12 protein-coding genes are annotated in these 14,105 nt (G+C 58.6%); 9 read left to right on the top strand and 3 right to left on the bottom strand.

All coding sequences use genetic code 11. From position 1 onward, the window contains the following. From murD to lpxC, 9 genes are all read left to right on the top strand, one after another. Nucleotides 1-1,347, top strand: a complete 1,347-nt coding sequence (murD, locus tag AC19YQ_RS05240; RefSeq protein WP_339473515.1) for a UDP-N-acetylmuramoyl-L-alanine--D-glutamate ligase — start codon at nt 1-3, stop codon at nt 1,345-1,347. Beyond that, nucleotides 1,344-2,558 carry a putative lipid II flippase FtsW gene (ftsW, locus tag AC19YQ_RS05235; protein ID WP_405046739.1) on the top strand — a complete coding sequence of 405 codons (1,215 nt, stop codon included), beginning with the start codon at nt 1,344-1,346 and terminating at the stop codon, nt 2,556-2,558. Before murD ends, ftsW begins: the two co-directional genes overlap by 4 nt. Then, on the top strand, nt 2,548-3,618 hold the full coding sequence (gene murG / locus AC19YQ_RS05230) for an undecaprenyldiphospho-muramoylpentapeptide beta-N-acetylglucosaminyltransferase (RefSeq protein WP_326398461.1): 1,071 nt from the start codon (nt 2,548-2,550) through the stop codon (nt 3,616-3,618). The genes ftsW and murG overlap by 11 nt, the downstream gene beginning before the upstream one ends. Further along, nucleotides 3,611-5,071 (top strand): UDP-N-acetylmuramate--L-alanine ligase, encoded by a 1,461-nt coding sequence (gene murC, locus AC19YQ_RS05225; RefSeq protein WP_326398460.1) that lies wholly within the window; start codon nt 3,611-3,613, stop codon nt 5,069-5,071. Before murG ends, murC begins: the two co-directional genes overlap by 8 nt. After that, entirely contained in the window at nt 5,068-6,024 is a 957-nt protein-coding gene (locus tag AC19YQ_RS05220; protein ID WP_500594719.1) for a D-alanine--D-alanine ligase, read from the top strand. The genes murC and AC19YQ_RS05220 overlap by 4 nt, the downstream gene beginning before the upstream one ends. Nucleotides 6,025-6,028: 4 nt before the next feature. Then, the gene (locus AC19YQ_RS05215) at nt 6,029-6,895 is read left to right on the top strand and encodes a cell division protein FtsQ/DivIB (RefSeq protein ID WP_019823789.1); all 867 of its coding nucleotides are present in this window, start codon (nt 6,029-6,031) and stop codon (nt 6,893-6,895) included. 15 nt (nt 6,896-6,910) lie between these two features. Beyond that, a complete protein-coding gene (gene ftsA / locus AC19YQ_RS05210) occupies nt 6,911-8,170 on the top strand; it encodes a cell division protein FtsA (protein WP_326398459.1) in 1,260 nt (419 codons plus the stop codon). Between the two features lie 73 nt (nt 8,171-8,243). Continuing rightward, complete coding sequence (ftsZ, locus tag AC19YQ_RS05205; RefSeq protein ID WP_019823786.1) at nt 8,244-9,458, top strand: cell division protein FtsZ; 1,215 nt, start codon at nt 8,244-8,246, stop codon at nt 9,456-9,458. A 112-nt stretch (nt 9,459-9,570) separates the two neighbouring features. Further along, the gene (lpxC, locus tag AC19YQ_RS05200) at nt 9,571-10,482 is read left to right on the top strand and encodes a UDP-3-O-acyl-N-acetylglucosamine deacetylase (RefSeq protein ID WP_019823785.1); all 912 of its coding nucleotides are present in this window, start codon (nt 9,571-9,573) and stop codon (nt 10,480-10,482) included. 79 nt (nt 10,483-10,561) lie between these two features. Here the strand turns inward: lpxC and AC19YQ_RS05195 are convergent, their stop codons facing one another. From AC19YQ_RS05195 to AC19YQ_RS05185, 3 genes are all read right to left on the bottom strand, one after another. Next, nucleotides 10,562-12,040, bottom strand: a complete 1,479-nt coding sequence (locus AC19YQ_RS05195) for a sensor domain-containing diguanylate cyclase (RefSeq protein ID WP_339473517.1) — start codon at nt 12,038-12,040, stop codon at nt 10,562-10,564. 132 nt (nt 12,041-12,172) lie between these two features. Then, complete coding sequence (locus AC19YQ_RS05190) at nt 12,173-13,492, bottom strand: OprD family porin (RefSeq protein WP_500594718.1); 1,320 nt, start codon at nt 13,490-13,492, stop codon at nt 12,173-12,175. 191 nt (nt 13,493-13,683) lie between these two features. After that, entirely contained in the window at nt 13,684-13,908 is a 225-nt protein-coding gene (locus AC19YQ_RS05185) for a hypothetical protein (RefSeq protein ID WP_338649192.1), read from the bottom strand. Nucleotides 13,909-14,105: the final 197 nt, after the last annotated feature.

Genomic DNA, 14,105 nt, shown 5'->3' with positions numbered 1-14,105 from the left:
GTGTCTCTGATCGCTTCTGACCACTTCCGCATCGTTGTCGGCCTCGGCAAGAGCGGCATGTCCCTGGTGCGCTTTCTAGCGCAGCGGGGCGTGTCGTTTGCCGTGTCAGACACGCGGGAAAATCCACCGGAGCTGGCCACGCTGCGCCGTGACTACCCGCAAGTGGAAGTGCGTTGTGGCGAACTGGATGTCGAATTCCTGTGCCGTGCCGACGAGCTTTACGTGAGCCCCGGCCTGGCACTGGCGACCCCGGCCCTGCAGGCAGCGGCGGCCCGTGGCGTGAAACTGTCGGGTGACATCGACCTGTTCGCGCGTAACGCAAAGGCGCCGATCGTTGCAATAAGCGGTTCCAACGCCAAAAGCACTGTGACCACGCTGGTTGGCGAAATGGCTGCGGCAGCCGGCAAGCGCGTGGCGGTCGGTGGCAACCTCGGCACGCCGGCCCTGGATCTTCTGAGCGATGACATCGAGCTGTACGTGATGGAGCTGTCGAGCTTCCAGCTGGAAACCACCAACCAGCTGGGCGCTGAAGTGGCCACCGTGCTCAACGTCAGCGAAGACCACATGGACCGTTACAGCGGCCTGCCTGCCTATCACCTGGCCAAGCACCGGATTTTCCGTGGTGCCAGGCAAGTGGTGGTCAATCGTCAGGACGCGTTGACGCGCCCACTGATGAGTGAAGGTCAGCCGTGCTGGACCTTCGGCCTCAGTGCGCCGGATTTCAAGGCTTTTGGCCTGCGTGAAGAAAACGGCGAAAAATACCTCGCCTTTGAATTTCAGAACCTGATGCCAGTTCGCGAACTGAAGGTGCGTGGCGCTCACAACCAGGCCAATGCACTCGCGGCATTGGCACTGGGTCATGCCGTGGGCTTGCCGTTCGATGCCATGCTGGAAAGCCTGCGCAATTTCACCGGCCTTGAACACCGCTGCCAGTGGATCCGCGAGCTCGATGGCGTGAGCTACTACAACGACTCCAAAGCCACCAACGTCGGTGCAGCACTGGCTGCCATCGATGGCTTGGGCATGGACATGGACGGCAAGCTGATCCTGATCGCTGGCGGTGACGGCAAGGGTGCCGACTTCAGCGGCCTGCGTGATTCGGTCGCCAAATACTGCCGTGCCGTCGTGCTGATGGGCCGGGATGCCGACTTGATCGCAGAGGCGGTGGGCGACTCGGTGCCACAAGTGCGGGTCAGTTCGCTTGACGAAGCGATCGAGCAAAGCCGTGCGCTGGCTCAGCCTGGCGATGCGGTACTGCTGTCGCCTGCCTGCGCCAGTTTTGACATGTTCAAGAACTATGAAGAGCGCGGCCAGTTGTTTGCCCGTGCCGTGGAGGTGCTGGCATGATTTTCGGCATCCTCAAGCCTTATCCTTCGCCGCTGATCACGGGCCGTGGCATCGATCTCGACTTCCCGTTGCTGGCCGGTTGCCTGGCACTGCTGGGCCTTGGGCTGGTGATGATTACTTCGGCATCGTCCGAAGTTGCCGCTTTGCAGTCGGGCAACACGCTGTACCACATGATCCGCCACCTGTTTTACATCGTCCTCGGTCTGGGCGCGTGCATCATGACCATGATGGTGCCGATTGCGACCTGGCAACGCCTGGGTTGGTTGTTGCTGATCGGTGCGTTTGGCTTGCTGGTGATGGTGCTGATTCCAGGTATCGGGCGTGAAGTGAACGGCTCCATGCGCTGGATCGGGTTCAGCTTCTTTAACGTGCAGCCTTCCGAAATCGCCAAGGTGTTCGTGGTGATCTACCTCGCGGGCTACCTGGTGCGCCAGCAGAAGGAAGTTCGCGAGAGCTGGATGGGCTTCTTCAAGCCTTTCATTGTTTTACTGCCTATGGCTGGCCTGCTGCTCATGGAGCCGGACTTCGGTGCCACCGTTGTAATGATGGGCGCGGCGGCTGCCATGTTGTTCCTGGGTGGTGTCGGCCTGTTCCGCTTCGCCCTGATGGTGGCGCTGGCGGTGGGTGCGGTGTTTGTTCTGGTCCAGGCGCAGCCTTACCGGATGGCGCGCTTGATCACGTTCACCGACCCGTGGTCCGACCAGTTCGGTTCCGGCTACCAACTGACCCAAGCCCTGATCGCGTTCGGTCGCGGGGAGTGGCTTGGCGTCGGTTTGGGTAACAGCGTGCAAAAACAGTTCTACCTGCCTGAAGCGCACACCGACTTCGTGTTCTCGGTGCTGGCTGAAGAACTGGGCGTAGTCGGCTCGTTGCTGACCGTGGGCCTGTTTGTATTCGTCTGTGTTCGCGGCATGTACATCGGCTTGTGGGCCGAGCGCGCCAAACAGTATTTCGCGGCCTATATGGCGTATGGCTTGTCGTTCCTGTGGATCGGCCAGTTCCTGATCAATATCGGGGTAAACGTCGGTTTGCTGCCCACCAAGGGCCTGACCCTGCCATTCCTCAGTTATGGCGGCAGCTCGCTGGTGATTTGCTGTGTGTGCATGGGCTTGTTGCTGCGCATCGAGTGGGAGAGTCGAACCCACCTGGGCAGCGAAGAGACCGATTTCAAAGAAAGCGACTTCGATGAGGAGCCGACCCATGGGCGCTAATGTGCTGATCATGGCGGGCGGCACCGGCGGCCACGTGTTCCCGGCGCTGGCCTGCGCACGCGAGTTCGAAGCTCGGGGCTACACCGTGCACTGGCTCGGTACTCCCCGTGGTATCGAGAACGAACTGGTTGAACCTGCTGGTTTCAAACTGCACCTGATCAATGTCGCGGGCTTGCGGGGCAAGAGCAAACTGTCGCTGATCAAAGCGCCCTTTGTGCTGCTCAATGCGCTGTTTCAGGCGCGCAAGATCATTCGCCAGCTCAAGCCGGTGTGTGTGCTGGGATTTGGTGGCTACGTGACCGGACCTGGCGGTCTGGCAGCCAAAATCTGCGGTGTGCCGGTGATCATTCACGAGCAGAACGCGGTAGCCGGCACGGCCAATCGTCTGCTTGTGCCCATGACCCGTCGCGTGTGCGAAGCCTTCCCTGAAACCTTCGCGGCCTGCGACAAACTGCGTACCACCGGCAACCCGGTACGCCCTGAACTGTTCACCCTTGCGCCACGGGCCGCACTGGAAGGGCGCAAGGCGCGCCTGCTGGTGCTGGGTGGCAGCCTGGGCGCTGAACCGCTGAACAAATTGTTGCCTGAAGCCTTGGCCAAGGTGCCGGCTGACGTTCGTCCTGACGTGTTTCATCAGGCAGGCAAACAGCATGACCAGATTACAGCCGAGCGCTACACCGCGGTCGGTGTCGAGGCTGACGTGCAGCCTTTTATCAAAGACATGGCCCATGCCTATGGCTGGGCCGACCTGGTGGTTTGTCGCGCAGGCGCGCTGACCGTCAGTGAACTGGCTGCGGCCGGTCTGCCTTCGCTGCTGGTGCCTTTGCCCCACGCGATTGACGACCATCAGAGCCGTAATGCCGACTTTTTGGCACGCGAGGGCGCAGCCTTCCTGATGCCGCAAGCGACAACTGGCGCAGCCGAACTGGCTGCACGCCTGACAGAGGTTTTGATGCAACCGGAACGACTGAACAGCATGGCGGCCAATGCCCGCCGCCTGGCCAAACCTGATGCGACCCGCAACGTAGTAGATATCTGCCTGGAGGTGGCCAATGGTTGAGAATCAAAAAGCTATGCCACAACCCGAGATGCGTCGCATCCGTCGTATCCACTTTGTCGGTATCGGCGGTGTGGGCATGTGCGGCATTGCCGAGGTGTTGCTGAACCTGGGTTATGACGTGTCGGGTTCGGACTTGAATGCATCACCTGTGACCGAGCGTCTTGAGTCGTTCGGCGCGCACATCTTTATCGGGCACCGCGCCGAAAACGCCGCCAACGCCGATGTGCTGGTGGTGTCGAGTGCTGTTAATACCTCCAACCCTGAGGTCGCGACTGCCCTGGAGCGCCGTATTCCGGTAGTGCCTCGGGCCGAGATGCTGGCTGAGCTGATGCGCTATCGCCACGGCATCGCCGTTGCCGGTACACACGGTAAAACCACCACGACCAGCCTGCTGGCTTCGGTGTTCGCGGCCGGTGGCCTGGACCCGACGTTCGTGATCGGTGGTCGCCTGAATGCAGCTGGCACCAATGCACAGCTGGGCACCAGCCGTTACCTGATTGCCGAAGCTGACGAGAGCGATGCCAGCTTCCTGCACCTGCAGCCAATGGTTGCAGTGGTCACCAACATCGACGCCGACCACATGGCGACCTATGAAGGTGACTTCAACAAGCTGAAGAAGACCTTCGTAGAGTTCCTGCACAACCTGCCGTTCTACGGTTTGGCCGTGCTGTGCCTGGACGATCCGGTGGTGCGTGAAATCCTGCCGCTGGTCAAGCGTCCGACCGTCACCTACGGCTTCAGTGAAGCGGCTGACGTGCGCGCGATCAATGTTCGCCAGCAAGGCATGCAGACGTTCTTCACTGTGCTGCGCCCGGACCGCGAGCCGCTGGACGTGTCGGTGAACATGCCGGGTAACCACAACGTACTCAATGCCCTGGCAACCATCTGCATTGCCAGCGATGAAGGCATCAGCGATGAAGCCATCGTTCAGGGCTTGTCGGGTTTTGAGGGTGTGGGTCGTCGCTTCCAGGTGTACGGCGAGCTGCCTGTTGAAGGCGGCAGCGTGATGCTGGTCGATGATTACGGTCATCACCCGACGGAAGTCGCAGCGGTCATCAAGGCCGTACGCGGTGGCTGGCCGGAGCGCCGTCTGGTGATGGTTTACCAGCCGCACCGTTTCAGCCGTACCCGTGACCTGTACGACGATTTCGTCCAGGTGCTGGCCGATGCCAACGTATTGCTGTTGATGGAAGTCTACCCGGCCGGTGAAGAGCCGATTCCGGGCGCTGACAGCCGCCAGCTGTGCCACAGCATCCGCCAGCGCGGTCAGCTGGACCCGATCTACATCGAGCGCGGCGTTGAGCTGGCGCCGATCGTCAAGCCGCTGCTGCGCGCCGGCGACATCCTGTTGTGCCAAGGGGCGGGCGATATCGGCCGTCTGGCACCGCAACTTATCAAGAGCCCGCTGTTCGCAGGTGCTGTTGTTGCTACCAGTGAAGGAAAGTTGAAATGACTGCTGCCTACGCCAACCTGTTCTCGACCATTGCCCCTGCCGATTTTGGCCGTGTGGCGGTGTTGTTCGGCGGCAAAAGCGCTGAGCGTGAAGTCTCGTTGAAATCGGGCAATGCCGTACTGGGTGCGCTGCAAAGCGCCGGTGTGGATGCCTTCGGTATCGATGTGGGCGATGACTTCATCACCCGCATCACCCACGAAAAGATCGACCGTGCGTTCATCATCCTTCACGGCCGTGGCGGTGAAGACGGCAGCATGCAAGGCCTGCTGGAGTGCCTGGGCATCCCCTACACCGGCAGTGGCATCCTCGCGTCGGCCCTGGCCATGGACAAGCTGCGTACCAAGCAGGTGTGGCACAGCCTGGGTATTCCAACGCCGCGTCACGCTGTGTTGAGCAGCGAAGCCGACTGTATTTGTGCAGCCAAGGAACTGAGCTTCCCTTTGATCGTCAAACCGGCACATGAAGGTTCAAGTATCGGTATGGCCAAGGTGAATAATGTTGACGAGTTGATCGTCGCCTGGGTTGATGCCAGCAAGTACGACTCGCAAGTGTTGGTTGAACAATGGATCTCGGGTCCTGAGTTCACCATCGCCACCCTGCGTGACCAGGTGTTGCCTCCTATTGCCCTGGGTACGCCCCACACCTTTTACGACTACGACGCCAAGTACGTGGCCAACGATACCCAGTATCGAATCCCGTGCGGCCTCGACAGTGCCAAGGAACAAGAGCTCATGGACCTCACGGCGAAAGCCTGCGAGGCGATCGGTATTGCCGGTTGGGGCCGCCTGGACGTGATGCAGGACACCGCAGGCCAGTTCTGGCTGCTGGAAGTCAACACCGCGCCGGGCATGACCGATCACAGCCTGGTGCCTATGGCGGCCAAGGCGGCGGGTCTGGATTTTCAACAGTTGGTGCTGTCGATTCTGGCGGCAAGCTTAGAGGCGCGGGGTTAAGTCCATGCAAGGTGCATCGCTTCGTCATCAACCACCTGCTCCCGGCCGCAAGCCGGTGCCGCGTGGCGCCAGCCGGATGGTGGCGAAAGAGCCGATGTCGGTGCGTTTGCCAAAAGCCAATTTTGGCTTTTTGAAAGCCTTGTTCTGGCCGGTACTGCTGGTGGCGCTGGGTTATGGCACCTACGAAGGTGCACAGCGTTTGATGCCGTATGCAGATCGGCCGATCACCAATGTCAACGTGCAGGGTGATTTGACTTACATCAGCCAGCAAGCCGTGCAGCAGCGTATCGCTCCGTATGTGGCGGCGAGCTTCTTCACAGTAGACCTGGCAGGCATGCGCACCGAGCTTGAGCAAATGCCCTGGATCGCCCACGCCGAAGTTCGTCGTGTATGGCCCGACCAGGTGGTGATTCGCCTTGAAGAGCAACTGCCGGTCGCCCGCTGGGGTGATGAAGCACTGCTCAACAACCAGGGCCAGGCGTTCACTCCGCGTGAGCTGGCCAACTATGAGCATTTGCCGCAGCTGTTTGGTCCACAACGGGCTCAGCAGCAAGTGATGCAGCAGTATCAGGTGTTGAGCCAGATGCTGCGTCCGATGGGTTTTTCAATTGCCCGGCTGGAATTGCGTGAGCGCGGTAGCTGGTTCCTGACCACCGGAGCCGGCAGTGCAGGGCCAGGGATCGAGTTGCTGTTGGGGCGCGATCATCTGGTAGAAAAAATGCGTCGCTTCATAGCCATCTATGAAAAAACGCTGAAAGAACAGATTACAAACATAGCGCGCATCGATTTGCGTTATGCCAACGGATTGGCCGTCGGCTGGCGGGAACCTGTGGCACCCACGATAGCCCAACCCGCTGTCGCGAAGAATTAAGAAGAGGCAGGACCCATGGCAAACGTGCAAAGCGGAAAAATGATCGTCGGTCTCGATATCGGCACCTCCAAGGTGGTGGCGCTGGTGGGCGAGGTCGGTGAAGACGGCACGATCGAAATCGTCGGTATTGGCACGCATCCGTCCCGGGGCCTGAAGAAAGGCGTGGTGGTGAACATCGAGTCCACCGTGCAATCGATCCAGCGCGCCATCGAAGAAGCGCAGCTGATGGCCGGTTGCCGGATTCACTCGGCGTTTGTCGGCGTTGCCGGCAACCACATCCGCAGCCTGAACTCCCACGGCATCGTGGCGATTCGGGATCGCGAAGTCAGCTCGGCCGACCTTGAACGCGTGCTCGACGCTGCCCAGGCCGTCGCGATCCCGGCTGACCAGCGCGTGCTGCATACCCTGGCGCAGGACTACGTGATCGACAACCAGGAAGGCGTTCGTGAGCCACTGGGCATGTCGGGCGTACGTCTGGAAGCCAAGGTTCACGTAGTGACGTGCGCCGTGAATGCCGCACAGAACATCGAGAAGTGCGTGCGCCGCTGTGGCCTTGAGGTGGACGACATCATCCTCGAGCAACTGGCGTCGGCTTACTCAGTGCTGACCGATGACGAAAAAGAACTGGGCGTTTGCCTGGTCGATATCGGTGGCGGTACTACCGACATCGCGATCTTCACCGAAGGCGCGATTCGCCACACGGCAGTGATCCCGATTGCGGGTGATCAGGTGACCAACGACATCGCGATGGCGCTGCGTACACCGACCCAATATGCCGAAGAAATCAAGATTCGTTACGCCTGTGCACTGGCCAAGCTGGCTGGCGCCGGCGAAACCATCAAGGTGCCGAGCGTAGGCGATCGTCCACCGCGCGAGCTGTCGCGTCAGGCGTTGGCCGAGGTGGTCGAACCGCGTTACGACGAACTGTTCACCCTGATCCAGGCGGAGCTGCGTCGCAGCGGCTACGAAGACCTGATCCCTGCAGGCATCGTTTTGACCGGTGGTACTTCAAAGATGGAAGGCGCGGTCGAACTGGCCGAAGAGATCTTCCACATGCCGGTTCGCCTGGGCGTGCCGCACAGCTTCAAGGGCTTGACCGACGTTGTGCGCAATCCGATTTACTCCACCGCTGTGGGCTTGTTGCTGTACGGACTGCAAAAGCAGTCAGACGGTATTTCCATATCGGGTATCAGCAACCGCGACAACTACAGCAGTGACGAACAAAAAGCCCCTGTGCTTGAGCGCCTGAAGCGCTGGGTGCAGGGCAACTTTTAAAGCTTGAGCTGTAAAAAGATTCAAAGCGGTAGAAGTAGGCGAAAAAAACTAGAGAACTGAAAGGAGAGGGACCATGTTCGAACTCGTAGACAACATCCCGCAAAGCCCGGTAATCAAGGTTATCGGTGTTGGTGGTGGCGGTGGCAATGCTGTTAACCATATGGTTAAGAGCAACATCGAAGGCGTGGAATTCATCTGCGCCAACACTGACGCGCAAGCGCTGAAAAGCATTGGCGCTCGTACCATCCTGCAACTGGGCACTGGCGTGACCAAGGGCCTGGGTGCCGGCGCGAATCCGGAGGTCGGTCGTCAGGCCGCTCTGGAAGACCGTGAGCGCATCGCTGAAGTGTTGCAGGGCACCAACATGGTGTTCATCACCACGGGCATGGGCGGTGGTACCGGTACCGGTGCTGCGCCGATCATTGCCGAAGTGGCCAAGGAAATGGGCATTCTCACCGTTGCGGTGGTGACTCGTCCGTTCCCGTTCGAAGGTCGCAAGCGCATGCAGATCGCTGACGAAGGTATTCGTCTACTGTCCGAAAGCGTCGATTCGTTGATCACGATTCCGAACGAAAAACTGCTCACCATCCTGGGCAAGGACGCAAGCCTGCTGTCGGCTTTCGCCAAGGCCGATGACGTGTTGGCCGGTGCCGTGCGCGGTATCTCCGACATCATCAAGCGTCCGGGCATGATCAACGTCGACTTTGCCGACGTGCGTACCGTGATGAGCGAAATGGGCATGGCAATGATGGGCACTGGCTGCGCCAGCGGTCCGAACCGTGCACGTGAAGCGACCGAAGCGGCTATCCGCAACCCGTTGCTTGAAGACGTAAACCTGGAAGGCGCTCGCGGCATCCTGGTCAACATCACCGCCGGTCCTGACCTGTCCCTGGGTGAGTACTCCGACGTGGGTAGCATCATCGAAGCCTTTGCTTCCGAGCACGCGATGGTGAAGGTCGGTACCGTTATCGATCCGGACATGCGCGACGAACTGCATGTGACCGTGGTTGCTACCGGTCTGGGCGCAAAAATCGAGAAGCCGGTCAAGGTCATCGACAACAGCGTTCAAGCCTCGTACGCAGCTTCTGCGGCACACAACGCACCTGCTCGTCAGGAAGCGCGTACCGAGCGTCAGGAACAGCCGGTAGTCAACTACCGTGACCTGGACCGTCCGACCGTGATGCGTAACCAGGCACAGCAAGGCGCGACGACCGCTGCCAAGCTCAATCCTCAAGACGATCTAGATTACCTGGACATCCCGGCTTTCCTGCGTCGACAGGCTGATTAATGAAATCAATCAGGGCTATTAAGGTGATTGGTGTTCAGCAAAGGCTCGGTCTGCTATTATCGCCAGCCTTTGTTGATACCAGTTCGCAATTTGCGCTGAAGCGGCCAATGCCATGATTAAACAACGCACCCTGAAAAATATTATCCGTGCCACAGGTGTCGGCCTGCACTCCGGTGAGAAGGTCTACCTGACCCTCAAGCCTGCGCCTGTGGATACCGGCATCGTGTTTTGTCGTGCAGACCTTGACCCTGTTGTGCAGATCCCTGCGCGCGCGGAAAACGTCGGCGAGACGACGATGTCGACCACGTTGGTCAACGGCGATGTAAAAGTAGACACGGTAGAGCACTTGCTCTCGGCCATGGCTGGCCTGGGGATCGATAACGCCTACGTCGAACTCTCCGCGTCTGAAGTCCCGATTATGGACGGTAGCGCCGGGCCTTTCGTGTTTCTGATTCAATCTGCCGGCCTGGAAGAACAGGACGCGCCGAAGAAGTTCATCCGTATCCTGCGTGAAGTGACAGTGGAAGATGGCGACAAGCGCGCCACTTTCGTCCCTTTCGAAGGGTTCAAGGTGAGCTTCGAGATCGATTTCGATCACCCGGTTTTCCGTAACCGCACCCAAAGTGCAACCGTGGATTTCTCAAGTACTTCGTTCGTAAAAGAAGTCAGCCGCGCACGTACCTTTGGTTTCATGAGTGACATCGAGTACCTGCGCAAGCACAACCTCGCACTCGGCGGTAGCGTAGAAAACGCGATCGTGGTCGACGCGGATGGTGTACTGAACGAAGACGGCCTTCGCTATGAAGACGAATTCGTGAAGCACAAGATCCTCGACGCCATTGGCGACCTTTACCTGTTGGGCAACAGCCTGATCGGTGAATTCAAGGGCTTCAAGTCTGGCCATGCACTGAACAACCAGCTGATTCGCAAGCTGCTTGAGCAGACCGATGCGTGGGAAGTCGTGACCTTTGAAGATGCCAGCACTGCACCGATCTCGTACATGCGTCCGGTTGCGGCAGTTTAAGTAAAACTTCTTTCTCTAGTTTTTGAAGGCCACCCTCGGGTGGCCTTTTTTTTGGTTGCGATTACGTCGTGTACCGGTGTTATTCCGTGGTTTTAGGCTTCAGGGCATTGAGCCCGGTTTCATTGATATCCATGACCCGGTTTCTGCCGCGCTTCTTGGCTTGATAGAGGGCTTTATCGGCAGTGCTGATCAGTTGGTCCTGAGCGTCACCCGGTTTTGCGTAGCGGGTGCAGGCACCCAGGCTGACAGTGAGCGTGTGGGTTGCCAGGTTGGCAGGCTCCATGTGTTCCACCGCGCTGCGAATCTTTTCAGCCAGCAGGCGAGTACCCGCGGCGTCGGTCTCGGTCAGGACAACGGCAAATTCCTCGCCGCCATAGCGGGCAGCCAGATCGGCGGGGCGGCGCACGTGGGCCTTGATTGCCTGTGCGACCTGGCGCAGGGCCTCATCACCGGCCTGATGACCATAGCTGTCGTTGAAGGCCTTGAAATGATCGATATCAATCATGATCAGTGACAGCGGCGCGCCCGTGCGTTGCGCCCGTCGCCATTCCATATCCAGTGTTTTATCCAGCATGCGCCGATTGGCCAGCCCGGTAAGCGGGTCGGTGGAGGCCAGGGTTGCAAGCTCCAGCTCGGCGCGTTGGCGCAGGCGCAGTTCGCGGACCAGGAGCCAGGTGAGCCATAGCAGGCCCATGCAGAGCAGCAGGGTTGCGCTGCCGATCAACAGGGCCGTGTGCTGCCAGTTACTGAAAATGTGCTCGGTCGACAAGGCAACCACGACCACCATGGGCAGTTCGTTGACCTGCGCGAAGTTGTACAGGCGTTTCAGGTTGTAGGCACCGGACATGGCGGTAAAGCTGCCGTAGCGTTCGGTGAGAAAGCGCAGAAAGGTTGGCGACTGGCTCAGGTCCTGGCCGGTGTAAAACTTGGTTGTCGCCGGAGACTGGCTCAGCAGGATGCCGTCCGTGCTGATCAGGCTGATGTTTCCTGTCGGTCCAAGGTCCAGCCCGCGAAACAGATTCTGAAAGTAGCTTATTTTCATCTGGGCGACGGCAACACCGCCAAAACGCCCGTCGGGGGCTGTAATTCTGCGGCTCAAAATCAGGTTCCAGTCATTGGGGCTCTCGCTGACAAGCAGGGGGCGGCTGATGTAGAGCTCATCATTTTTTGCAGTGAGGTGGACCTTGAACCAGGGCTGCTGGCGGGCGTCGTCCAGCGAGGCCACCGGAGGGCGAGAGCTGGCAATCAGTTTGCCTTCGGCATCGAGTACAAAGAACCCGGCGTTGGAGGGCGCCTCAATAGCCCTGTCGAAGAGCACCGACTTTTGAGTCTGTGGCGAAAGCGGGGCCAATGCCTGGCTTTGCATCAAGTTGATCAGGTTGCTCAGGGAGGTGTCGTAGATCGAGAGCGTGTTGCGAATATCCCGGCTGATCAGTTGCACAATGTTCAGCGCAGCGCGTGCAGCGTCTTGCTCGGTGTTGCGGTACTCCCTGACCAGCAAATAGCCAACAATGCTGAGGATGGCCAGCACCGAGAGGGCGCTGGCCCCGACCAGCATGCGTCGGGTGATGATGTGTGAACGCGGGGAAAATGGAATGGGCTTACCCTCACAGATACGATTTTTGCCCTGCCGTAAGGGGATGCCTTACAGAGATAAGGCCAGCTAAAAAGCTGGCCTTATGGTCAAGGATTAAAACACATCAATAGGATAGTCGATGATTACCCGGTACTCATCGACATCATTGTCGACGCTCTGGTAAGCCGTGTTGCCGCGGTTGGTTGCCCAGCGCAGGCTCACTGCCAGATCCTTGGCCTTGCCTTCCTGAATCACATACTTGAGCCCCAGGTCACGCTCCCAGTGGTGGGCATTCTTGCCTTCGGGGTTGTACCAGTTGCTGTAGCCGATGCTGTTGGCGTCAGCCTTGGTCAAATCCAGTTCGCCGCGAGAGTACGAGGCGCTGGCCGTCAGCCCGGCAAGGCCAAGCCCGGCGAAGTCATATTCGTATTGCAGCTTCCAGGAGCGCTCGTTCGGGCCGTTGAAGTCCGAGTACTGCTGCGAGTTGTCGAGGTAAACGCTGTCACCTTGATAGAGATAGTCAAAAGGTGTGTTGCCGTTGACCCGCTGGTAGACCGCCGTCACCTTGTGTCCGTCTACTGCGACCGCAAAGTGCAGGCTGAAGGTGTTGTTGTCGATATCACCCAGCAGCGCCTTGCCGGTGTCCTGGGTGTGATAGAAGTGCAGGCCGGGATTGAGGCTGATGCTCTCGGTCAGTGCATAGGTGTAATCCAGGTCGTAGTAGTACTGGTTCCAGATGTCCTGCAACTGCGCCGCATATAAATTGCTGGTAACGCCGGGCACGCCGCTCCAGGAAGTACCGGCCCAGGTGATGTGCTTGCTGCTCTGATCGCCAAGGTTGCCGTAGGTGGTAGTCAGGCGGCGCATGCCGCTCTGGTTGTAGGGCTTTTCAAAACTGACCTGGCCGCCTTCGAACATCCAGCCATCGATACTGTTGTTGGTCAGGCTGACACCGCGAAAGGTCTGGGGCAGCATGCGGGTTTCGCCGCCAGCAATCACCGGGTTGGTCAAAAACAGATCGCCTGCCTTGAGCTCGGTATCAAAGGCACGAATTTTCAGTGCCGCTCCGGCAGACGAGAAAGAGGTGGGCGCTTTGCCGTTGCCATCACTGACCGGCAGGATGCTGCTGCCATCCGTTCCGCCACCGCCATCGAGCTTGAGCCCAAGCAGGGCGTAGGCATCCAGGCCGAAACCGACCGTGCCCTGGGTGAAGCCTGACTCAAATTTGCCAATAAAACCCTGGCCCCATTCCTTGCTGTCTTCAGCATGGGGGCTGCGGATATCGTGGTTCATGTAGTAGTTGCGAGTGTTGATTTTCAGGCTTGAGCCTTCGATAAAACCTTCTTTTGCGGCGTCGTCACCTGCATGGGCGAAAGGGGGGATCGTTGCAGCCAGGGCAATGAATAACGGACTGAGTTTGAGTGAGTACTTCACCAGTGAGTTGCTCCTTGAAAGTGGCGGCAGTTGTTATTTTGATCAAAAAAACAGGTTGTCCCTGATCGCACTCCAGAGAGGCAGTGCTTTTTTTTAAAACAAAAAAAAGCCGCTATGGTAGCGGCTTTTGAAACAATCAGTCACATGCTTGGCAAATGACTGACTGGGTCGGGAAGTCTGGAGGGGTGGAATCAGCTGTCTTTGGCTTCATCCGAAACACTGGCTTTGGCTTGTGTTTGCGAGTGGTCGGCGTCGTTTTGATGACGTGCCGTCAGCTCTGCCTGGTTCTGTTCAAAAGAAGCTGCGCGTGCCGCATTTTGTGCGACGAATGCCGGTGATTCTTCCGCCATGGCCAAAGGCGACAACAACAAAGACGACAAAACGAAAACGCTGGCCATACCCATACTGCTGGACATTTCAAAGACCTTCTTGCTTAGCAAGTGCTGTGTGATGGGCTAAATCTATAGTGGCAGGCGGGGTCGAAAAAGCCTTGTTTTAGACAAGGACTTTTGCGTTTTAGGTAACAAATGTGAGGAGTGCGGGCTAGACGCTTTGCCACTGTTGGAGCGGGCTTGCTCGCGATGGCATCACCTTGATTGACCTTGTCGACCAA

This window comes from Pseudomonas sp. MF06569, assembly GCF_059862735.1.
This window is presented reverse-complemented; position numbering and strand designations above follow the sequence as displayed.